At 72.4% G+C, this 21,709-nt stretch carries 19 protein-coding genes and 1 pseudogene; 6 read left to right on the top strand and 14 right to left on the bottom strand.

The genetic code is table 11. From position 1 onward, the window contains the following. Positions 1–59: 59 nt before the first annotated feature. Together ACGFXC_RS04910 and ACGFXC_RS04905 are read right to left on the bottom strand one after the other, a co-directional pair. Positions 60–1,025 (bottom strand): tellurite resistance/C4-dicarboxylate transporter family protein, encoded by a 966-nt coding sequence (locus tag ACGFXC_RS04910; protein WP_393709479.1) that lies wholly within the window; start codon positions 1,023–1,025, stop codon positions 60–62. 27 nt (positions 1,026–1,052) lie between these two features. Further along, positions 1,053–1,868, bottom strand: a complete 816-nt coding sequence (locus ACGFXC_RS04905; protein WP_393709478.1) for an AraC family transcriptional regulator — start codon at positions 1,866–1,868, stop codon at positions 1,053–1,055. A 50-nt stretch (positions 1,869–1,918) separates the two neighbouring features. Between ACGFXC_RS04905 and ACGFXC_RS04900 the strand changes: the two genes are divergently transcribed. Then, the gene (locus ACGFXC_RS04900) at positions 1,919–2,350 is read left to right on the top strand and encodes a DUF2000 family protein (protein ID WP_393709476.1); all 432 of its coding nucleotides are present in this window, start codon (positions 1,919–1,921) and stop codon (positions 2,348–2,350) included. A gap of 22 nt (positions 2,351–2,372) precedes the next feature. Here ACGFXC_RS04900 and ACGFXC_RS04895 read toward each other — a convergent pair whose 3' ends face one another. Continuing rightward, complete coding sequence (locus tag ACGFXC_RS04895; protein WP_393709474.1) at positions 2,373–2,861, bottom strand: hypothetical protein; 489 nt, start codon at positions 2,859–2,861, stop codon at positions 2,373–2,375. Positions 2,862–3,271: 410 nt separating this feature from the next. On the opposite strand from ACGFXC_RS04895, the gene ACGFXC_RS04890 reads away from it, so the two are divergent. Then, positions 3,272–3,760, top strand: a complete 489-nt coding sequence (locus ACGFXC_RS04890) for a DUF4265 domain-containing protein (RefSeq protein WP_393709472.1) — start codon at positions 3,272–3,274, stop codon at positions 3,758–3,760. A gap of 9 nt (positions 3,761–3,769) precedes the next feature. Here ACGFXC_RS04890 and ACGFXC_RS04885 read toward each other — a convergent pair. From ACGFXC_RS04885 to ACGFXC_RS04875, 3 genes and pseudogenes are all read right to left on the bottom strand, one after another. Continuing rightward, positions 3,770–4,257 (bottom strand): annotated as a pseudogene (locus ACGFXC_RS04885) (transposase); the annotation flags it as partial. A 231-nt stretch (positions 4,258–4,488) separates the two neighbouring features. Further along, entirely contained in the window at positions 4,489–5,730 is a 1,242-nt protein-coding gene (locus tag ACGFXC_RS04880) for an erythromycin esterase family protein (protein ID WP_393709471.1), read from the bottom strand. Between the two features lie 537 nt (positions 5,731–6,267). Continuing rightward, positions 6,268–7,482: an alpha/beta hydrolase family protein gene (locus tag ACGFXC_RS04875; protein ID WP_393709469.1), complete on the bottom strand. Its 1,215-nt coding sequence runs from the start codon at positions 7,480–7,482 to the stop codon at positions 6,268–6,270. Positions 7,483–7,751: 269 nt separating this feature from the next. On the opposite strand from ACGFXC_RS04875, the gene ACGFXC_RS04870 reads away from it, so the two are divergent. Continuing rightward, positions 7,752–8,792 (top strand): vWA domain-containing protein, encoded by a 1,041-nt coding sequence (locus ACGFXC_RS04870; RefSeq protein ID WP_393709467.1) that lies wholly within the window; start codon positions 7,752–7,754, stop codon positions 8,790–8,792. A gap of 33 nt (positions 8,793–8,825) precedes the next feature. Here the strand turns inward: ACGFXC_RS04870 and ACGFXC_RS04865 are convergent, their stop codons facing one another. The 4 genes from ACGFXC_RS04865 to ACGFXC_RS04850 are packed head-to-tail and all read right to left on the bottom strand — an operon-like array spanning position 8,826 to position 13,095. Further along, the gene (locus tag ACGFXC_RS04865) at positions 8,826–9,665 is read right to left on the bottom strand and encodes a phosphatase PAP2 family protein (RefSeq protein ID WP_393709465.1); all 840 of its coding nucleotides are present in this window, start codon (positions 9,663–9,665) and stop codon (positions 8,826–8,828) included. Between the two features lie 24 nt (positions 9,666–9,689). Next, on the bottom strand, positions 9,690–10,643 hold the full coding sequence (locus tag ACGFXC_RS04860; protein WP_393709464.1) for a YihY/virulence factor BrkB family protein: 954 nt from the start codon (positions 10,641–10,643) through the stop codon (positions 9,690–9,692). Continuing rightward, positions 10,597–12,435, bottom strand: coding sequence for a diacylglycerol kinase family protein (locus ACGFXC_RS04855; RefSeq protein ID WP_393709462.1), 1,839 nt, complete (start codon positions 12,433–12,435; stop codon positions 10,597–10,599). Before ACGFXC_RS04855 ends, ACGFXC_RS04860 begins: the two co-directional genes overlap by 47 nt. A gap of 57 nt (positions 12,436–12,492) precedes the next feature. Further along, a complete protein-coding gene (locus ACGFXC_RS04850; RefSeq protein ID WP_393709461.1) occupies positions 12,493–13,095 on the bottom strand; it encodes a DUF2231 domain-containing protein in 603 nt (200 codons plus the stop codon). 160 nt (positions 13,096–13,255) lie between these two features. On the opposite strand from ACGFXC_RS04850, the gene htpG reads away from it, so the two are divergent. The 3 genes from htpG (at position 13,256) to ACGFXC_RS04835 (ending at position 17,139) form a co-directional block, all read left to right on the top strand. Next, positions 13,256–15,220: a molecular chaperone HtpG gene (gene htpG, locus ACGFXC_RS04845; protein WP_393709459.1), complete on the top strand. Its 1,965-nt coding sequence runs from the start codon at positions 13,256–13,258 to the stop codon at positions 15,218–15,220. A 190-nt stretch (positions 15,221–15,410) separates the two neighbouring features. After that, complete coding sequence (locus ACGFXC_RS04840) at positions 15,411–16,637, top strand: glycoside hydrolase family 26 protein (RefSeq protein WP_393709458.1); 1,227 nt, start codon at positions 15,411–15,413, stop codon at positions 16,635–16,637. Beyond that, the gene (locus ACGFXC_RS04835) at positions 16,567–17,139 is read left to right on the top strand and encodes a GNAT family N-acetyltransferase (protein ID WP_393709456.1); all 573 of its coding nucleotides are present in this window, start codon (positions 16,567–16,569) and stop codon (positions 17,137–17,139) included. Before ACGFXC_RS04840 ends, ACGFXC_RS04835 begins: the two co-directional genes overlap by 71 nt. A gap of 266 nt (positions 17,140–17,405) precedes the next feature. Here the strand turns inward: ACGFXC_RS04835 and ACGFXC_RS04830 are convergent, their stop codons facing one another. The 4 genes from ACGFXC_RS04830 to ACGFXC_RS04815 form a co-directional block, all read right to left on the bottom strand. Next, entirely contained in the window at positions 17,406–17,753 is a 348-nt protein-coding gene (locus ACGFXC_RS04830) for a VOC family protein (RefSeq protein ID WP_393709455.1), read from the bottom strand. Positions 17,754–17,828: 75 nt separating this feature from the next. After that, positions 17,829–18,560, bottom strand: coding sequence for a hypothetical protein (locus ACGFXC_RS04825; protein WP_393709453.1), 732 nt, complete (start codon positions 18,558–18,560; stop codon positions 17,829–17,831). A gap of 264 nt (positions 18,561–18,824) precedes the next feature. Further along, positions 18,825–19,793 carry an ABC transporter substrate-binding protein gene (locus ACGFXC_RS04820; RefSeq protein WP_393709452.1) on the bottom strand — a complete coding sequence of 323 codons (969 nt, stop codon included), beginning with the start codon at positions 19,791–19,793 and terminating at the stop codon, positions 18,825–18,827. Position 19,794: 1 nt separating this feature from the next. Beyond that, positions 19,795–21,681, bottom strand: a complete 1,887-nt coding sequence (locus ACGFXC_RS04815) for an ABC transporter permease subunit (RefSeq protein WP_393709617.1) — start codon at positions 21,679–21,681, stop codon at positions 19,795–19,797. Between the last annotated feature and the right edge of the window lie 28 nt (positions 21,682–21,709).

Raw genomic sequence — 21,709 nt, 5'->3', positions numbered from 1 at the left:
GACGGACCGGGCGGGGCCGGGGCCCTGGCGGGGACGGCCCGGGCGGTGAGGCGGCGGCGTCAGGCGGCCGGGTGCGGTTGCTCCGGCCGGGTCCAGGCCCGGGTGAACGCCGCCGCCGTCCAGAGCCAGGCGGCCACCGCGATCCACAGCAGCACCTCGCCCAGCGGCCGCAACCAGCCGATCTCCACCGCCGGCGCGGTGGACAGGCAGGCGGCCGCGGTCATCCCGAGCGGGAAGACGCTGGCCCAGCGCCGGATGTCGTAGCCGGGCCTGCGGTGGAGGAGTTCGGCGGCCATCAGGACCGCGTACCAGGCCAGTGCCAGGGCCAGCGTCACGAGCGTGGCGGTGCGCAGCGCCTCGTGCGCGGCGCCGGTCCACACGGTGGAGGCGGTCAGTTTCGAGCCGGCGAGTGCGGAGATGGCGAGCGCGCCGCCCGCCACCCAGTGGTCTCCGGCGCCCTCCAGTACGTGGCTGAAGTCGAAGCGGAGCAGAGCTTCCAGGTAGAGCAGGAGGCCGAGGCAGAAGGCGGCCAGGGCCGTCTCGGCGAGCCAGTCGGCGTCGGTCGCGACGGCCAGGGTGGCGGCGAGGACGGCGAGGCCCTGGGTGGCGACGCAGACGAGGAACACCGCTCCCGGCATCCGGCGCCTCCAGTGCCGTACGACGGCGGTGAGCAGGAGCGGCCAGAGCACGACGGCCAGCAGCAGCATGGCCGCGGCCAGGGACTGTAGGCCGAGCAGGGACAGCCGGGTGCCCAGGACCGTGGTCGCCGCGACGGCGGTCAACGCGGCCGGGGTGTCCGCCTCGGCGCGGAAGCGTGCCCGCTCACCGAACAGCCGGTTCCCGAAGTCGCAGGCGAGCACCAGCCACAGCAGACAGGCGAGCGCCAGGGTCGCCAACGAGGCGGCCTCGTACCCGGCGAGGTGCATCGCGACCGAGACGATCCCGGTGGCCATGACGGCCGCGCCGGCGGCGGGCGGCAGCTCGGACCAGTTGCCGGACCGGGGGAAGGGACTGACCGGATTCACCCTCGAAGCCCACGCCGGCGGCGCGGCTCAGCGTGGCCGAGATCCGGGGTGGCCGCTGCGGGCGTAGCGGCCCGGGCTGGTACCGAGGACGCGCTTGAAGTGGCGGTTGAAGTGGGACTGGTCGTAGAAGCCCGCCGCGGCGGCCACGGTGCGCACCGGCATGCCCGTCAGCAGGAGCTTGCGGGCCAGGTCGACGCGGCGGCTCGTCAGGTACTGGTGGGGGGCCATGCCGAACGCCCCGGAGAACACGCGGACCAGGTGCGCCGGGTGCGCGTGCAGGGCCAGCGAGGCCTCCTGGAGGCTCACGCCTTCGACGTAGCTCTCGTCCAGGAGGTCGCGCAGGAGGTCTGCCGTGCCCGCGTCGCGGACCGGGCCGCGTTCCCCGACGCTCCGCCGCAGGTGGTCGCGCAGGCGTTCCGACACCAGCGCCAGCCGGCTCTCCGCCTCGAGCTCGTCGCCGGGCCGTTCGAGGACGCCGTGGAGCTGGTGGATCCGCCGGCGCAGTCCCGTGTCCTCCAGGACGGGGTTGTCCACCGCCAGGCCGACGAGACCGGCCCCCAGATGCGTCGCGTCCAGGTACACGACCCTCTTGCGGAAGCCTCCGGCGGTGACGGAGCGTCCGTTGTGCGGGACGTGCGGGGGGAGCAGGGTGACCGTCCGGTCCAGGGCTCCGTGCTCGTGCCGGTCCAGGTCGTACCGGACCATGCCGTCGTCGACGATGAGCAGGGTCCAGGAGTCGTGCGCGTGCATGGGGTAGACGTGGTCGGTCATGCGCGCGTGGAAGACCTCGTCGACTCCGGCCAGGGACGGGCGCCAGGCCCGGATCTGCGGCTGGTCAACCATGCAAAGATCGTACAAGACCCGCCAAGGACCACCGGTGTTGAATCCGGCATATGGAAACCGTCAGTGAACCCGTTCGATTCGAGACGAAGATCGCCGTCGTATTGCGCGACGATCTCGAAACGTGGCAGCGCCTCAACACGACCGCTTTTCTGGTGAGCGGAATCGGCCGGCAGGTCCCGGAGGTCATCGGTGAGCCCTATGCCGACGCCGACGGCACCGGCTACCTGCCCATGTTCCGCCAGCCCGTCCTCGTCTTCCAGGCGTCCAAGGAGGCCCTGACCACCTCCCACCTGCGGGCCGTGACCCGAGGGCTGCCGCTGTCGGTCTTCACCACCGACCTCTTCGCCACCGGCAACGACCGGGACAACCGCGCCGCGCTGCGGGCCGTGCCGCGCGAGCTGCTGGACCTCGTCGGCATGGCCGTGTACGGGCCGCGCAATGTGGTGGACAAAATCGTCAAGGGCTCCCGCATGCACCCGTGACGCGGAAAAGGGAATTCCCTCCTCAGCCGGTTGCCGCGGAGGGGTTCAGCGGAGCGCCGCAGCGGCTGCAGTAGCGCGCGTCGGCCTCTATCGCGTGCCGGCGGCACTGGCCGCACACCTGGTGGACCCGGCACTTCTCCGTGTCGGGCTCGGAGCCGGGGGGCCGGCCGATGCTCATCCCGGGGCGCCTGCGGTGCGCGGTGAGGTAGACCAGGCCGTCCGGGCCGGCCCGGAGCGCGCGGGTGGCCCCGCGCGGCAGGAGCGTGAGCGAGCCGGGCACCAGGTCCCACGCCGTGCCGTCCAGGGTGAGGAAGCCGCCCCCCTCGACGACGAGGAGCAGCACGTCGAGGTCCGGCTCGGCGTGCGCGGCGACCTCCGCGGCGGGCTGGAGCCGCACCAGGTTGGCGTCCAGCTGGCGCGCGGCCGCGCGCAGCCGCCACAGGGCTCCGCTCTGCTCCTGCGGCGCGGCCGCGATCAGCCCCGCGAGGGTGGCACTCACGGTGTCCTGCACGCCCACCACGCTCTCTCCCCTGCCGGCCGGTCGACCCTCCACACCCAATGATCGCGCACCCGGCCGCCGGCGCTCCCCGCGAGCCACGGAAGGGCGTGCGGTCGAGCAGCCGTTCGATACATCACCTCCAGGCGTATCGGGGACTATTCACCGGTACGCCCGACAGCCTCGCCGCAGGACACGGGGATTCGTCCCCGTTTGCGATCCCAGCGGTGTGGCGTGAACGACGACCCGACTCTCGTGCCCGGCGGGGGCGGCCCCGGGGGCGCGGCCTGGATGACCGGGGTGCTGGCCGGTCTCGCCGACGCGGGCCTCGACCTCAGCTTGCCCTTTAGCCTCCGGCCGTGCCGTGACGGCTGAGGTTGATCTCCAGATCAGACCCGGTACGAGGCCTTTTCAACGGTCGGCGCATGATGACCGTCATGGAGAACGTGGTCGAGAAGATCAAGGTCTGGTTCCGGTTCGTCCCTCGCGAAGGATGGTTCCCCCAGGACACCGAGGGTCTGTGGGCGACGCCGCTCGGCGATGGCACGGCGTGTGTGCAGAACATCCCGTTTCTTCAGAATGGGGTCGCTGAGGGTGATGTAGTGGAATACCAGACCGACGCCGACGGCCTCCACTGGGCTGTCGGGCGCGTCAGCGCGTCGGGCAACTGCACGATCCGTGTGGTGCCTGTGCCCACTGGTCCCCTGGGACGCAGTCCGCAGGCGGTGCGTCAGCGCCTTTCAGTGTTCGAGCTCGGAGGCGAGGTCTTCAGCGAGGACTTTCCCATGGTGGCCTTCACGGCACTGGCTGGCGCCGACTTCGCCGGGATCAAGGCTCTTCTGGCAGAGGGGCAGACAGAGGGCTGGTGGCACTACGAGGTCGGATGTGGCACCGATGAGTGGTGGAGCGCCTGAGCCTGCCGGCTATCCGATTCGTCGAGGCTTGGTGCCGACCTTGTGATGTGTGGGTCGGGCGTATGACTCGCCTGTGGCGAGGACGCGTCCGACGTCGTATCGGGTGGCGGGTCTCCGGTTCTTCGAGCCGGGTGGGCGGCCGGGGCCCGGGCAGTGGGTTTGGGTGCACGGGCTGGAGTGCCCGTCTTCGCGCGGAGGTTCCGAAACCCCCGGCGGACTCGGGCGGGGGTGAGTCTGTTCGGTTCAGCCGGCCGTTCCCACGGCCGACGGAGGTCGCGCGCAAGTGGCCGGGCGAGCCGGGGTTGAGCGTGTGCGGTCAGGACGTGCCAGGTCTGCTTGAGCAGGCGGAAGGTGTGCTCCACGTCGAACCTTCGCAGGAAGGCCCGCCAGCATCGGTCGACGTCTCCGGGGAGGGCGCCGGTGGCATGTCCGGTGAACTGGGGAAACTCGGAGCACAACCAGGACGTCCGGGTCATCGCACCGCCACCGGGCCGGTCCCCGTGCCGTGGATCTGCCCGGCGCAGGGCGGGCGTCCACCCGGGGCCGGATCCTGTGGCCAGGGTCGCTGCGGCACGCCAAGTTCGATCCGCGTGCGACGACGGACCACAAACGACAAGCCCAGCACCTGTTCCTGATCCGCGCATGACAAGAGGCAATGGCCGGCTGGGCACGGTCAGTGTGGGCCACTTCTGTCGACCGGCCTTGATCTTGCTCCGGCAAAGGGGCGTTCATGAGATCGGGAGAGGCCGGGAGCCGGACGAGACCGCGATGTAGGCCAGCCCGTCGTACTCCTCGGCCAAGGAGGAAGGGCTCAGATTGAAGCGGTAGGTCCAGCGCGGCACCATGGCGCCGAAGCTTCGTATGCCGTGTCGGCCGTTGAGCCACGCCTGTACGGCCCTCGGCGCGTCGGCTGCGCTGCGCAGGTCCACGAGGTGGTCGCCAGGGTTGGCGCTAGCCAGCCGGACCTCTACGGCGTCCGCGCGGGCAGGGCCGATCCGGTTGGTGACGACGGCGCCGGCTCGGGGACGAGACCACGGACCGGGCCATATCCGACGGGCGCGGAAAGAACCGCTGCCGAACAGCAGGCCGAGTGCGTAGTAGGCGTCGCCGTACCGTGCGTGAAGGTGTTGTCCTAGTGTCGGCACCGCGCCACCGTGAGGGCTCTTGGTGATGTGCCCGTTGTGCGCCCAGAGGGCGATCTTGGCGGACGGGTCTTCGAGGACGGTCCCTACGGCGTCGGCCATGTACCGGTCGCGTACCGCATAGACAGTCTGTTCCGGGTCCGTGTGCTGCCTGGCGCGCGTCACCAGGTCGGCGGCCTGCACCAGTAGCTGGGCATGCCGGAGCGCGTCGGCTGCGTCAGGGCCGCGTCCGCCGAGGAACTCCAGCAGTTCCTCGGCCATGTGCACCAGGCTCCGCTGAGGATCGGGTTGCGATCCCGGATATGCCTTGGCGAGCACGCGGAGCGTGGAGAGAAGTCTGGTCACGCGGTCCGGTGCCGTCTTGTGAAGGAAGGAATCGATCACCGCCAGAGAGCTGCCGCACTGCTGCGGGTCGACGCCGATGAAACGAACCTTCTGGTCTTCTCGTCGCCCTCGGTTGTACTCGCGCATCCACTCGATCATGGCGAGCACCTCGTGGGTCCGCCACGTCCAGAACCCCAGCCCGGCAAGCACCTGCGCGGCATCACCGACGCCTTCGCGGACATAGGCGTCGACAGCTGGGCTGGCCGACGCACTGGCCTCCATGGCCAGTGCCGAGAATCCCAGCTCTGTGACCAGGAACTCCAGCAGGCGATGCTTGAGCTGGAAGAACTCGCGCGTCCCGTGGGTGGCCTCCCCCAGACCTACGATCCGTACGCCATCGAGAACGTTCTTCAGCGGTTGGAGATCAGCAGTGGACACGCCTGCGGTGAGGCAGCTCAACGGTAAAGCGGTCTGCGCCAGCCAGCCCGTCACCTCATCGGACACGGCTTTCCTCTCCGTTGCCGCCACGTCCGTTGAAGCCAACCATGTCGGGATGCACTGAGGAGGCTCTTCTGTAGACGCGCACCTGCTCAGCCTTGAATAACGGCAATGGCCTCCGGGCGCGAGGGGCGTAGCTCGTTCTGGTGAGGTCCGGCCGGATGCCGATCCGCCCGGACTCCACCGCGGCAGAGTGCGGAAGCAGGGCGAGACGGGGTGCGGTTGGCGGCGGTGCACGGGTCAGTCTCGAGTGTGTTCCCGGGATGCCGGCTGGTTGGGTCCCGGGATCCGGAGCGTTCCGTACGCAGGCCCGGTACGGGCGGCCCTGGCCGCCCGCACCGGCCACCTGCACGTCTTCGACGCGTCCTCGCCCTGCCGCCCGGCCGCGCCGCCGGGACCCGGTGGATCGACGGCGGCTCGCGCAGCACGGCCAACATCCACACTGGCCCCCGCGGGCGCCGGCCCGGGCCGGCCACGCGCAGGCCTCGTCCCCCGCCCGGACCGTGCCGGACTGGTAGCGCCCGCGCGGCCGCATCCGGCCGGTCAGGGGCGCAGGGTCGTGTCGAGCCAGTCGAAGATGCGGCCCATGGCCAGGCGCTGGGCTCCGGTGTGGCAGTGGGCGCCGGCGCCTTCCGCGACGGTGAAGCGGGCGAGGGTCTTGGGGCAGGTGAGGTGCTCGTAGAGCTGTTCGGCCTGGCCCGCGAAGAAGAGGTCGTCCTCGGCGTCGCAGACGAGGGTCGGACAGGTGATCCGCTCCGCCACGCCGTCGGCCAGGGTGTAGTCGAGATAGGAGGCGAGGAACTGACGGGGTGTCTCGACGTCCATGACGTACGACCCGTGGGTGATGGCCCAGCGGATCGTCGGGTTGGTCTTCATCAGCGCCTCGAAGGCCGCGTCGACCTCGGGGGCGTGCTCGGCGCGCAGCAGGGCCTCGGCCTCGGCCCGCGGCATCTGCATCTGCTGGGTGCTGACTTCGCCGAGGTCGTAGACGCCGTCGACGGCGACCACGGCGGCCAGGCGGTGTTCGAAGGCGGCGGCCCGGGGCGCGAGCACGCCGCCCATGCTGAGGCCGAACAGGGCGATCCGCTCGGGGTCGACTTCGGGACGTTCGGCGATCAGCCAGTCGACGACCGGCGTCACGACGGTCTCCCAGTTCGGGCGGAAGGGCAGTCCGTCGCGGAAGCGGGCGGCGGGCTGACCGGGGCCGTCGAAGGTGAGGACGTGGTAGCCGCGTTCCACCCCGGCCGCTCCCCCGAAGAAGTGCATCTCCTCGGCGGAGCCGTCGAAGCCGTTGTGCATGATGACCGTCGGCGCGGGGGCGTCGCCGGGGGCCCGGTAGAAGTAGCCGTGCAGGACGGTGCCCTCGAAGGGGATCTCGACGGGTTCGACGCGCGGCTCGAACAGCCGGGCCGCCTCCCGGAAGGCACTGACCGCGCGTTCGTACGTCGCCGCGATCCGGGGGTCGTCGGGGTTGCCGTGCAGGAAGAACTCCGCGGACCGGTAGTAGTTGCTGGCCCGCAGGTACGCGTCGCGGGCGCTGATCCGGTGGCCGCCCGCCAGCGCGGCGGCGGCCTGGGCGGCGGTGCGCTCGGCGGTGGCGAACCACTGCTCGTACCAGCTGTCGTAGTCACCGGCGGTGATCTTCTCCGCGGTGGCGATCACCTCGCCGAAGTCGGAGCCCCCGTAGGCGGCGTGGCCGATGGCCCGCAGGGTCTCGTACCAGAACTGCGGGTCGTCTTCGAAGAGCAGCGGCTTCATGGCGGGTCTCCCGTATGCGGTGGTGGTGTGTGGAGCGTGGTGCGTGGTGTCGTCGTTCTCCCGGCGACACGCACAGACTCGTCCCGGAGCCTGTCCACTTTCCAGGGCCGCCCGGGGCGGGCAGTGTTCACGGCTGTCCGCGCGTGTCCACGCCCCCCCGCTCCCTCCCCGTCCCGTCCCGTCCCGTCCCCATTCACGACCACGGCCGATTGTCAGTGGCGGGTGGGAGGATCGGAGCATCCAGTTCGGGAAAACGAGGGGGAGCCGTCATGGCCGGAAACCAGAACTACATCAATCACGTCGCCCTGGTATTGGATGCCAGTTCTTCCATGTCACACCTGAGCGGCAAGGTCGTCGAAGTCGCCGATCAGCAAATCGCCTATCTGGCACGCCGGTCGCAGGAACTGGACCAGGAAACCCGCGTCACGGTGTACGCCTTCTCGGACAAGGTCGAGTGCGTCATCTACGACAAGGACGTGCTGCGCATGCCGTCCCTGAAGCAGATGTACCGCGCCGGCGGAATGACGGCCCTGCTGGCCGCCACCCTGAAGTCCCAGCGCGAACTCGCTCAGACGGCCCAGCTCTACGGCGACCACAGCTTCCTCACCTTCGTGCTGACCGACGGTCAGGAGAACGCGAGCCACCGCTGCCCCGACGCCCCGGGCCGCACCCCGTCCGAGCTGGTGCAGGCCGTGGCCACGATGATCGAGACGCAGGCGGACAACTGGACGCTGGCCGTGCTCGTCCCGGACCAGATGGGCAAGCGCGAGGCCATGCGGTGCGGCTTCCCGAAGGACAACATCGCCATCTGGGACGCCACGAGCACCCAGGGGCTGGAAGAGGCCGGGCAGGTCATCCTGAAGGCCACCGAAAACTTCATGGTCGGCCGCACCAAGGGGATCCGCGGCTCGCGGAAGGTGTTCTCCGCGGGTGCGGAGGCCGTCAATGCCAAGTCCATCCAGGCGGCCGGTCTCGCGCCGGTGGATCCGTCGCAATACCGGCTGGTTCCCGTGACCCGTGAAGCGGCCATCAAGGAATGGGTCGTCGAATCCGGGCACACCTACCGCACCGGCTGCGCGTTCTATCAGCTGAGCAAGTCGGAAAAGGTCCAGGCGCGAAAGCAGATAGCGGTGCTGGAGAAGAAGACGGACCGGGTGTATTCCGGTCCCGAGGCCCGCGCCCTGCTCGGACTGCCGGACAGCGAGGTCCGTCTCAAGCCGGACCACAACGACGACTTCACCATCTTCGTGCAGAGCACCAGCGTGAACCGCAAGCTCGTGCCGAACACGCGCGTCCTGGTCATGAACTGACGCCCGCCGGGGCGGCCCGGGGCCCCGGGCCGGTCACCCGGTGGTCCGGCCGGCACGGGGGGCTTCGGGGTCCGGTGCCGTGAGCTCCGGCTCCAGGCCCTCGGTGACCGCCGCGCGGGGGCGGCCCGTGTCCGCCCGCCAGACCTCGAAGACCAGGGTCGTCGCGGCCACCAGCGCGAGGCCGAGCAGCCAGCCGCCCACCACGTCGCTGACCCAGTGGACCCCGAGCGCGACCCGGGTGTAGCCGACGCCCAGCACCGAGAGCAGGGCCAGGGCCCACGGCAGCGGGCGCCAGGCGCGCGGCACCAGGGGCAGCAGGACCAGCAGGAAGACGGCGCACGAGGTGGTCGCCGTCATCGCGTGGCCCGAGGGGAAGGAGAAGCCGGGGGCGTGGGCCACCGGGTCCGGCAGGGAGGGGCGGGCCCGTTCGACCATGGTCTTCACCAGCAGCCCGATCAGCCCGCTCGCCACCGCCGTCACGGCGGCCCAGGCCGCCAGCCGCCAGGCCCGGCGGACGGCGAGCCAGATCACCAGGGCGGCCACGAGCAGCCGCATGGTCACCGGGTCCCACACGACGCCCGTCAGGAAGTCCAGGACGCGCACCCAGCCGGGATGCTCCAGCGCGGTGGCGTGCAGCCGCCGGGCCGTGGCCAGGTCCAGGCGGTACAGCGGGGCCCACCGGGACTCCACCAGGACCAGGGCGAGGGCGAACGGGACGGCCGCCATGGCGGTCGCGGCGGTGACGAGCACGAGGCGCGCCCCGAACGCGGCGTCGGGCCCGGCGTACGCCCCCGGGAAACGGCGTGAACGGCCGGGGGGTTCCGTGGCATCGGTGGGATCGGCGGCATCGGTGGGATCGGTGGGGCGTGGCATGGGACGGCTCCTTTCCTCGTGCGGTCAGACTCCGGGATCGGCCGTGACCGGCTCCCGGACTCCCGCGCGTACGGCTTCCAGCTGGGCGGCGAAGGCGAGTCCGAGGAACAGCGCCGTCGAGGTGAGGTAGGACCAGATCAGCAGCGACACGATCGCACTGAGCGGACCGTAGACGCTGGTGAACGAGCCGCTCGCGCCGACGTACAGGCTCAGGCCCCAGGTGGCCAGGATCCAGAGCACCAGGTAGACGACGGCTCCGAAGGCCAGCCAGGTGTAGCCGGGCTGGCTGCGGCGCGGGGAGAGGCGGAATATGGCACTGGTGGCGAGGACGGCGAGCAGGACGCCGACCGGCCAGCGCAGCAGTTCCCAGGCCCGCACGGTGCTCGGGGCGAGCGCGTAGACCTCGGCCAGGGCCCGCGTCAGGTGGCTGCCGAGCACGGTGACGATGAAGCCGAGGCCCAGCGGGAAGCCGGCGAGGAACGCCATCACCAGGCCTCGCGTGTACTTGGCGAGGAACGGCCGGTCGCGTTCGTTGCCGTAGATGCGGTTCGCGCCCCGTTCGACCTGGCAGAGTCCCGTGGTGACGTTGACGAGCGAGAACACCAGTCCCAGCCACAGGGCGGCCTGGCCCCCGCTGCCCGCGTGGCGCCGGCTCTCGCTGAGGGCGTCGTCCACCACGGGCAGGCTGGGGCCGCTGCTGAGCCCTCGGATCGTCAGTTCGGCGATGCGGCCGATGTCCTCGGTGTGCAGGACGCCGGACAGCCCGACGGCCGCGATGGCCAGCGGGACGAGGGACAGCACGGTCTGGAGGCCGAGTGCGCGGGCGTGGCTGAAGCCGTCCGCGTAGCGGAAGCGGACGAAGGAGTCGCGCGCCAGGCTCCAGCCGCCGTAGCGGCGCAGCGCGGTCCACGCCTCGTCGGCGGAGAGTTCCTCACCTTCCACGTCGTGCCGTTGCGGTACCCGCTTCGCGGTGCCCATCCCCACTCCCCTCCTGCCGCGTCTGCTCCTGCGTCTGCTCGGTGCGCCCGGCGCGCCCGGCGCGCTCGCGCCGTCCCCGCGGAACCGTCGGACGGGCCGGGGCGCCGGGGGGACCGGGGAGGTACATCCGCAGGGCGCCCGGTTCGATCTCGGCGGTGAACCCGGCGCCGTCGGCCACCGCGTCCCCGTCGAGCTCGCGCGGCTGCGGTGCGGCGCACCGCACCTCGACCCGGGTGGCGCTGAAGTACTCCAGCGCTCCCCCGGCCGCGGTACGTCCCGGGGGCGTGGGGGCGCCGGGACGCAGGAGGCGCAGGGCCAGGTGTCCGGCCGCCGTGAACCAGCCGAAGGGGCCGCGGGGGTCGAACAGCACCACCTCCAGGCGCCCGCTGTCCGGCCGGGCCCCCGGCAGCAGCGGCAGGCCGCCCTGGAGGGTGCCGACGTTCCCGATGACGACCATGCGGGCCCGGCGTCGGCGCGGGCGTCCCCCGTCGATCCGGACCGTCAGGCGCACACCCGGGTCGCCGAGGTGGCGCACGGCGGACAGGACGTACGCGGCCCAGCCCACGCGGGACTTGAGCCGTGGCGAGGCGTCGCGGACCATGGCGGCGTCGAATCCGGCCCCGGCCATGACGGTGAACCGCGTCGGCGGGAGGCCGTCGCCCCGGATCCGGCCGACGTCGATCCCGAAGCCGTCGCCCGCCAGGGACTCGGTGAGGGCGCTGACCGGGTCGAGGGGGAGGCCGAGGTTGCGCGCCAGCAGGTTCCCGGTGCCGCAGGGGGCGATGACCATGGCGATCCCCGTACCGGCGAGGACGTCGGCGCAGGCGCGCACCGTGCCGTCACCTCCGCAGACCACCACCAGGGCGGCGTCGCCGGCGGCGGTCCGCTCGGCCAGGTCCGCGCTGGGGTGTTCAGCGGAGGTCAGCAGCCACCGCTGCTCCCGGTGGCCCCGGGCGTGCAGTTCGGCGCGCACCCGGTCGGCGAGCCGGTCCGGGCAGTTGAGGGGATGGCGTACGACGAGGACGGCGCCGCCGGCGAGGGCGGACGGGGGTTCCGACGCGGATCGCGGCCCGGACTGCGGCCCGGGCTCGGACTGCGGCCCGGGCTCCGGCTCCTTTCCGGTCCCGCGCGCGCTCAGGAACGCCCCTCCCACGATCAGCAGCGTCAGGGCGCCGTTCAGCAGCCCGCCCGCGACGTCGCTGGGGTGGTGCATGCCGCGGTACATCCGGGACAGGCCGACGGCCGGCGGGATCAGCAGCAGCACTCCGGCGACGGCATGCCTCCAGGGGCTGCGCATCCGCAGCAGGACCAGTACGGCCAGGCCGCCGTAGAGGGCGAGCGAGGCTCCGACGTGCCCGGAGGGGAAGCTCGATGTCGGGGGCGCCCCGTCCAGGTGGGGCACGGTGGGGCGCGGGCGGGCGACGAGCGCGGTCACGGTCACGAACACCGTCGACTGGGCGGCCACGGAGACCCCCAGGAACAGGGCGTCCGTGCGGCGCGCGGCCCCGGGCAGCAGGAGCAGGGCGACGACGCAGACGAGCGTCACCCCGATGACGGCCTCCGTCCCGGCGAGCACGGAGAACCAGCCCGTGACCCCGTTCCCCGGGCCGGAGCGGTGCTCCGCGAGCGCCCTTTCGGCCCCCGGCTCCGCCGAGAGCGGCCAGTGGCGGGCGGCCGGTCCGGTGACCAGCCATCCGAGTCCGGCCAGCAGGGCCGCCTGTACCGGCAGGAGCAGGAGCAGCAGCGGCAGTGGCCGCCCGCCGGGTGCGGCGAAGCCGCGTGGTCTCTTCATGATGGACGTGTGGCCCGTCACGGCCGGATGATGCGCGCTCCGGCCCATCCGGGCCGGTCAGTGCGCTGCCGCGTCCGCTCCCACGGCCTGCCGGTAGGCGACGTGGCCGCCGAGGGCGCCCGTCACGGCGACCGCCGCCAGTCCCGCCGCCGACCACAGCCGGCCCCGTACGGACCGGCCGCCCAGCCGCGCCGCCAGGGACAGCCCGTAGCAGGTCACCGCCACGGCGTTGGTGGCCGCGTGGGCCAGGCCGACCCGGGCCTGCTCGGGCGGGAGGTCCGCCCAGTCGGCCCAGCCGGCGATGGCGGCCGGGGCGACGCCCACCAGCCCGACGGCCGTGAGGGTGGTGGCCGCGCGGTGCGCCCCCGGTACGGCGTCCAGCACGCCGGCCGACAGCCAGCAGCCGATCGGCACCTGGACGAGAACGGGGTGGACGGGATGGCCGAGCGGTCTGCCGCGCAGCAGTTCGCGCACGTCTCCCAGCGGAAGGGCCCGGATCGTCCGCTGGAGGACCCGGATGGCCGGATCGGCGGCCGTGGTCCGTTCGAGACGGTCGAGGGAGGTCAGCCACCAGGACGCCGCCGTGTCCAGTGCCGACGTCTTCTGCAGTGCCGACGTCTTCCCGGCCTGCGGCGAGGTGTCGAGGGCATGTGTGTTCATGGAGGGCGCCTACCCCGCCTCGCGCGGGTATCCCACGACGGCGACGGCATTCGGGCACCGGTGCGGCTCCCTGCTCCGCTCGCCGGGGGCCGATCCGGCCCGTGGGCGGGCGGAGCCCGTTTATCATGCATTTTCATCCGAAAACTAAGGAGCCCCCAGAGTGGTCAGCAGTGTCGAGACGCTGGAATTTCAGGCCGAGACCCGTCAGTTGCTCCGGTTGGTGATCCACTCGATCTACTCGAACAAGGACATCTTCCTGCGCGAGCTGATCTCGAACGCCTCCGATGCCCTGGACAAACTGAGGCTGGAGTCGCTGACCGACGCAGACCTCGGAGCCGACACCTCGGACCTGCACATCGTGCTGGAGACCGACGCGGACGCCCGTACGCTGACCGTCCGCGACAACGGCATCGGCATGAGCCGGGACGAGCTCGTCGAGCTGATCGGCACGATCGCCAAGTCCGGCACCGCCGGCCTGCTGCAGAAGATCAAGGAGGCCGAGGACGCCGCCGCGGCGCAGCACCTGATCGGGCAGTTCGGCGTCGGCTTCTACTCGGCGTTCATGGTGGCCGACCGGGTCACCCTGCGCACCCGGCGGGCGGGCACCGAGTCGGGGACCCAGTGGGAGTCGGACGGCGAGGGCACCTACGAGATCCAGGCCGTCGACGGCCTGCCCGTGGGAACCTCGGTGACCCTGCACCTCAAGCCCGTCGACAGCGAGGACGGGCTGGCCGACTACCTGGCCGAGCGGAAGATCCGTCAGATCGTCAAGCAGTACTCGGACTTCATCCGGTGGCCGATCCGCATGGCCGTCGAGCGGCCCGCCGAGGCCCCCTCCGAGGCCTCCGCCGAGGAAGGTTCCGAGGCGGGTTCCGGCGCCGACGGGGCGAGCACGCACGAGGTCGAGACGCTCAACTCGATGAAGGCGCTGTGGGCGCGTCAGCGCAGCGAGGTGACCGAGGCCGAGTACCACGAGTTCTACCGGCAGATCAGCCACGACTGGCTCGACCCGGCCGAGACCATCCACATGCGCGCCGAGGGCAACTTCGAATACGAGGCGCTGCTGTTCATCCCCTCGCAGGCGCCGTTCGACCTGTTCTCCCGCGAGAGCAAGAGCGGCGTGCAGCTGTACGTCAAGCGCGTGTTCATCATGGACGACTGCGAAGCGCTGATGCCGAACTACCTGCGCTTCGTCAAGGGGGTGGTGGACGCGCACGACCTGTCCCTGAACATCTCCCGCGAGATCCTCCAGCAGGACCGGCAGATCCGCAGCGTGCGCCGGCGCCTGGTCAAGAAGGTCCTCGGCGCGCTGAAGGGCGTGCGGACGAATGACGCCGAGCGCTACGCGAAGCTGTGGGACCAGTTCGGCCGGGTGCTGAAGGAGGGCCTGCTGGAGGACACCGACAACACCGAGGCCCTGCTGGAGCTGGTGTCGGCGGACTCCACGCACGACAAGGAGGAGAAGACCAGTCTGCGCGAGTACGTCGGGCGGATGCGCGAGGGCCAGGACGCGATCTACTACCTGACCGGCGAGACCCGCGCCATGGTGGAGAACTCCCCGCACATGGAGGCGTTCGCGGCCAAGGGGTACGAGGTCCTGATCCTCACCGACCCCGTCGACGAGGTCTGGGCCGACCAGGTCCCCGCCTTCGACGGCCACCGTCTGCAGTCCATCGCCAAGGGGCAGGTCGACCTCGGTGACGCCGCCGACGACGAGGGGGACGCCGAGGCCGGGGCGCGGCGCGACGAGGAGTTCGCCGCGCTGCTGCCCTGGCTGACCGGCGCCCTGTCCGACCAGGTCAAGCAGGTCCGGCTGTCGTCGCGGCTGACGACCTCGGCGGCGTGCATCGTCGGCGACGCCCACGACATGACTCCGACGCTGGAGAAGATGTACCGGGCCATGGGCCAGGAGATGCCGCCGGTCAAGCGGATCCTGGAGCTGAACCCGACGCATCCCCTCATCACCGCCCTGCGCTCGGCGCACGGGGCCAACGCCGACGATCCCGCCCTGCCGGAGATCGCCGAGCTGGTGTACGGCAGCGCGCTGCTCGCCGAGGGCGGCGACCTGCCCGACCCGGCCCGCTTCACCCGGCTGCTCACCGACCGGCTGACGCGCGGCCTGTGACGGACGGGGTGCGGCCGCCCCGGCGACGGGGCGGCCGCACCCCCCGCACGCCCGTTCACCCGATCGGGCCCGGCGCAGGGCGCGGACCCCGCGAACGGCCCAGCGCCGGGCCACCGGACGCGCGGTGGACTGGGGAACCCGCCTAACCTCGCAGCCTGATGCATCGGCTCGCGAAGCTCGTGGAGGCGTCATGTCCCATCGGGGCCGTTGGCTGGCCGGCGCCTGTACGAGCGCGCTCGCCGTCTGCCTGCTCGTCACCGGGGGCGGCCACGCCCCGCCCCCGCACCGGGGGCCCGTCCGCGACACCGGGACCGACGTCGCGGTGGGCGCCTACCTCCACTACGGCTCCCCCGGGGTGGAGCGGATGCGGGAGCTGTCGGCCTGGCTCGGGGGCGCCGAGCTGCGCGCCGGGCACACGTACCTGCCCGGCGACACCTGGGCGAACATCGAGGGGGCGCCCGATTCCCTGCGGAGCTGGGCGCGGTGGCGCAGGGCCGGGGCGGACCGGCTGTTCGTCCTGAACGTGCCGATGGCGCAGCACAACGAGTCCGGCGTGCCCGACGCCCGGGTCGCCGAGCTGCTGCGCTCCGGTGCGCGCGGTGCGTACGACCAGCACTTCCGGCGGCTGGCCGAGCGGCTGGTCGCCCTCGGGGTGCCGGACACGGTGATCGTCCTGGGCTGGGAGATGAACGGCTTCGACTACGCGCACCGCTGCCGTCCGGACCCCGAGAGCTGGAAGACGTACTGGCGGCGCGTGGTGGCCGCCATGCGCTCCGTGCCGGGGCAGCGGCTGCGCTTCGACTTCGCGCCCAACCGCGGTGCTGACGCCATCGCGTGGACCAGGTGCTATCCCGGGGACGACGTGGTCGACATCATCGGGATGGACAGTTACGACCAGCCGCCCGGCGACACCTTCGACGAGCAGGTCACCCAGCCCTACGGACTCCAGCAGCAGGCCGACTTCGCCGCGGCGCACGGCAAGCGGATCTCGTTCCCCGAGTGGGGCCTGTTCCGGCGCGGCGACAATCCGGAGTACGTGCGCCGCATGCTGCTCTGGATCGAGGCGCACCGGCCGGTCTACCACAGCATCACCGACTACTGCCCGCACGGCGTGTGGCAGTGCGAGGACAACCCGCGCTCGGCACGGGTGTTCCGGGAGTTCCTGTCCCCCGGGCGTCCGGCGGCAGCGGGCCCGCCGGCCGCGCCGGACGGGCCCCACCACGGCCGGCTGGCTCCGGAGCCGGTGTGGCAGACGCCCCGGACCCCTCGGGACCCCCACGGGGCTGTGGGAAGATGCCGCGATGATCAACAGTTCACGCATACCGGCGGTCGTCGAGGCGGGCCGGATGGCTGCGATGGAACAACCGGTGCTGGGTCTGGCGGGCGGTCTGGAGCTGCGGCCCTGGCGGCTCGGTGACGCCGACGCCCTGCTGGCCGCGGCCCGGGACCCGCAGGTCCGTCAGTGGAACCGGCTGACGGTGGAGACGGAGCGGGACGCCCGCCGGCGCATCGAGGGCATGCGGGAGCGCTGGGGGGCCGAGCTGAGTGCGATCTGGGCCGTCGCCCGCCCCGGCGAGGAGGCCGTGGGGCTGTGCGGCTGGGGCGACATCGACCTGGCGGGCGGCAGTGCGGAGATCATGTACTGGCTCCTGCCGGCCGCGCGCGGTGGCGGGGTGGCGGTCGCGGCGACCCGGCGCGTCACCGACTGGGCCCTGGACGAACTCGGCCTGCACCGCCTGCGCCTGTGCCACTCCGTGGCCAACCCGGCGTCCTGTCGCGTGGCCGCGAAGGCCGGCTACACCCTTGAGGGCACCATGCGCGGCGCGCTGCTGCACGCGGACGGCTGGCACGACGAGCACCTGCACGCCCTCGTCCGGGGCGACGCCCGCGGGGACCGCCGGAGCGCGAGCGGTAGGTGACCTCACCGGTCCCCGCGGTGGCGTGCGGCGCGCCCGCCCGGGCGCGGCGCCCCCGGTCGCGGGCGCCGCGCGCGACCGGGGGCGGTAGGGGCTAGGGGCTGTCGTCAAAGTCGTGTCTGCCCCGCGACGCCCGGCACGCACTCTCGCCGCACCGGGCGAAATCCCGAGTACGTCCAGTACGAGGGCTTCCGCCCGGCACGCCGAGAGCACGCACCGGACGCCGCGGGGCCGCCCTCCGGGCTACGACACGACTTCGACGACAGCCCCTAGCGGTGGCCGAGTACGTTGACCACGCGGCCGTTCGGGTCCCGGACGAAGAAGCGGCGCACTCCCCACTCCTCGTCCTGGAGGGGGTGCACGATCTCCGCCCCGCTCGCCAGCACGGCCGCGTAGGCGGCGTCCACGTCGTCGACCTCGACGCTCATGTCGGGCATGACCGGCGCGGTCGCGTCGGCCGTCATGAAGCTGATCTGCGCGGCGGGCTGGGAGGAGGAGGCCAGCGTCATGATCCAGCCGTGGTTCATGACCTCCTCGAACCCGAGCAGGCCGTAGAACGCCCGGTCCTCCTCCATGGTCCGCGACTCGATGTTCGGAACGACCCGGCGGACGGCCATCGGCGACTCCTCGTGACAGGTGCGTACAGGACGTCCGCCGATCGTCCCACGGCCGCCCGCGCTCCGGCGGTGCGCTCAGCCCCCGGCCGTCCAGGCGGCGGTCAGGCCGTCCAGCCACGCGGGCGGGAGTTCCGCGGCGTCCCACTCCAGGCGCAGCTCCTGCGGCGCGGCGGCGAGCCGCTCCAGCACGGCGATGCTGGTGGCGGAGTGCAGGAGCGAATAGCGGCCGTGCACCGCGATGGCGCTGCCCGGCCCGAACTGCGCGAACAGCCGCTCCAGCCGGGCCCGGTGGGTTCCGGTGAAGCGCGTCAGCCGCCCGGCGTACCCGGCCCGCTGGCGCAGGGTCATCGTGGCGAGGACCGCGACGAGAACTTCCTCGGTCACCTCCGGATCCAGCTCCGAGACCGCGGTGAACGACAGGTACAGGGGGGTGAGCGCCACCCGCGTCTGCTCCACCTCCACCCGGCCGGCGCGCGGCCGCTCCCCCGGCGCGCTGCGCTGTCCGTCCGGGCTCACGACCAGCAGCAGGGTCCGCTCGGCGATGTCGCCGAGCCCCTCCAGGACGTCGTCTGCGCCGTCGAGCCGGCCCGCCTCGTACTCCTCGCCCTTGTCCCCGGGCGCGGTGCGGCCCGCGGCGCTCAGCTCCTCGTGCGCGAGGGCGAGCGCGCCGGCCTCCACGAGCCCGATCAGTTCCCGTGCGTCACCGGAAGGGACCCCCGCCCGTGCGAGGAGCTGCAACAGCGTCGCCCTCGCGTTGTCGAGACTGGCCTCGTCCGGCCACTGCCGTCCCTCGTCGGCCGTGCTCATCGGTCCTCCTCATCCCTCGGGTGCTGCGGTGTGCCCGGCACGACCGCACCCTCGTACGGTCCAACGCCCGACAGCCGGGCTGCGCTCCCGACGGCACAGCCACGTCACGGTATCCTCCCCCGCGACCGGCACGGCGCGGGCGGCCGGGGCGGCGGGTGAACACCTGTCGGCGTCGGGCCGACCGACGGGGGGCCGGGAGACGAGCGCTCCCCGCCGCCCCGGCGGAAGCGGGGCGACGGGGAGCGGGGGCGGGGAGCGGGGTGATCACTGGAGCCAGGGCTTCCAGACCTGTTCGTTGCGGTCGGCCCACTTCTTCGCCGCCTGCTGCGGTGACAGCTTCTCCTCGGCGATCATGAGGGAGACCTCGTTCTGCTGGGCCTTGGTCCAGTGGAACTTCTTCAGGAACGAGGCCGCCTCGCCGCCGGTGTCCGCGAAGCGGGTGTTCAGGTACTTCTTCAGGGGCGTGTGCGGGTAGGCGCAGGCCACCTTCTGCGGGTCGTCCGCGCAGCCCTCGGTGTACTCGGGGAGCTTGACCTCGGTCATCGGGACGCGTTCGAAGAGCCACTGGGGCTCGTACCAGTACGTCAGGAAGGGCTTGTGCTCCTTGGCGAACTGCTTGATCTGGGTGATCTGGGCGGCCTCGGAGCCGGCGAAGACCACCTCGAGGTCCAGGCCCAGGTTCTTGACGAGGGCCTTGTCGTTGGTGACGTAGGACGGTGAGCCGTCCATCAGCTGGCCCTTGCCGCGACTCTCGGGGGTGCGCAGCTGGTCGGCGTACTTGCCGAGGTTCTTCCAGTCGGTGACGTCGGGGTGCGCCTCGGCGAAGTAGGTGGGGACGAACCAGCCGATGTGGCCGGTCACACCGAGCTCGCCGCCGGAGGTGATGGTCTTCTTGCCCTCGACGTAGCGCTTCTCCTGCTCGGGGTGGCCCCAGTCCTCCAGGATCGCGTCGACGCGGCCCTGGCTGAGGGCGTCCCAGGCGGGGACCTCGTCGACCTGGACGGTGTCCACGCGGTAGCCCAGCTCGTGTTCCAGGAGGTAGGAGGCGACGGCGGTGTTGGCCTGGGCGCCGACCCACGACTGGACGGAGAGGGTGACGGTCTTCGCTCCCCGGGCGTCGGCGTACGGGGAGGACTGGCGGGTCATGTCGGCGGCCCCGCAGCCGGTGAGGACGGCCAGTGAGGTGGCGGCGGCGAGCGCGGCCAGGGCGTGCCGGGGGGTGGTGCGCGGCATGTCAGGCCTCCTTCGCGGGCTGGGTGACGCGGTCGAGGAGCAGGCCGAGGCAGACGATCGCGGCGCCGGCCACCAGGCCGGTGGCCAGGTCGCCCTGGGCGAGGCCGAGGACGACGTCGTAGCCGAGCGCGCCGCCGCCGACCAGGCCGCCGATGATCACGACGGCGAGTACGAGGACCACGGCCTGGTTGACGGCCAGCAGCAGAGCGGGCCGGGCCAGGGGCAGCTGGACCTGCCGCAGGAGCTGCGAGCGGGTCGCGCCGAGCGAGCGGGCGGACTCCACGACGGTGGGGTCGACCTCGCGCAGGCCCTGGACGGTGATCCGGACGACGGCCGGCAGCGCGTACACGACGGCGGCCGCCGCGGCGGGTGCGCGGCCGACGCCGAACAGGGCGACCACGGGGATCAGGTAGACGAACTGCGGCAGGGTCTGGCACACGTCGAGGACGGGCCTCAGCAGCCGTTCGGCGCGGGCGCTGCGGGCGGCCGCGACCGCGATGGCGAAGCCGAGCACGAGCGTGACCGCGACGGCGGCGAGCACCTGGGACAGCGTGTCCAGGGAGGGTTCCCACACGCCGAGCACGCCGATGGCGGCGAGCGCGAGGACGGCGGTCAGTGCGGTGCGCCAGGTGCCCGCGAGGAGGGCGAGGGCGCAGGCCACGAGGAGGAGCAGCCACCAGGGGGCGGCCTGGAGTCCGCTGCGCAGCGGGTCGAGGATCCAGCCGGTGAACCGGGCGGCCCAGTCTGCGGTGCCGCCGACCACGGGCACACCGGAGTAGAGGTGGTCGGTCATCCAGGCGACGGCGGAGTTGACCGGGGCGGCCAGGGAGACGGTCCAGGACTCGGGCCATACGGAGCTCGTGGCCATGCGGCCGGCGACGGCGGCGGCGACGGCCGCCAGGAGGGTCAGGAGGCGTCCGTACCAGCCGGCGAACACCCGGCGCAGCAGGTGCCGTTCGCCGACGGGGACGGGGTCGGTGCCGATGCGGCGGCCGGCGGCGTCGGCGGTGCGGTCCAGTACGACGGCGAGCAGCACGATCGGGATGCCGGCGGCCAGGGCGGCGCCGACGTCGACGGAGGCGAGTGCCTGGTAGACGCGGTCGCCGAGACCGCCCGCGCCGATCACGGAGGCGATGACGGCCATGGACAGGCCGGTCATGATGGCCTGGTTGACGCCGAGCAGGAGCCGGCGGCGGGCGAGCGGCAGGCGGGCCGTGAGCAGCCGCTGGCGTCCGGTGGCGCCGAGGGAGGCCGCGGCCTCCATGACCCCGGCGTCCGCCTCGCGCAGGCCGAGGGCGGTGAGGCGGGCCATGGGCGGGGCCGCGTAGATGACCGTGGCGAGGACGGCGGCGGGCACGCCGATGCCGAAGACCAGCACCATCGGCAGCAGGTACGCGAAGGCGGGCAGGATCTGCATGGTGTCGAGTACGGGGCGCAGGACGCGGTCGGCGCGCGGGGAGAGCCCGGCGGCGAGGCCGAGCAGGGCGCCGAGCACGACGGAGGCGGCGACGGCGACGGCCATGAGCGCGAGGGTCTGCATGGTCGGCACCCACATGCCGAGCAGTCCGCAGGCGGCGAAGGCGGCGGCGCAGGTCAGGGCGAGGCGGATGCCCGCGAGGCGCCAGGCGACCAGGGCGGCCAGGGCGGTGACCCCGGTCCAGCCGGCCGCGAGGAGGAGCAGGTACACGGCGCGGACGGACACCACGACGGCGTTGCTGACGTGGCCGAAGAAGTAGAGGAACAGCGGGTGGCTGTCGCGGTGGTCGATGATCCAGTCGCCGGCGCGGCCGAGCGGGCCGGACAGGTCGACGGCCAGGGCCGCGGGCCAGCTGCCGGCGCCCGGGAAGGCCACGGCGAGCGGGATCAGCAGGGCGAGGGCGGCGCCCATCGGTATGAGCAGGGCGCGGCGGGCGGAC

The sequence above is a fragment of the Streptomyces sp. NPDC048507 genome (assembly GCF_043199995.1).
Lineage (GTDB): Bacteria > Actinomycetota > Actinomycetes > Streptomycetales > Streptomycetaceae > Streptomyces.
Note: the sequence above shows the minus strand (reverse complement) of the source record. Positions and strands in the feature narration are given on the sequence as shown.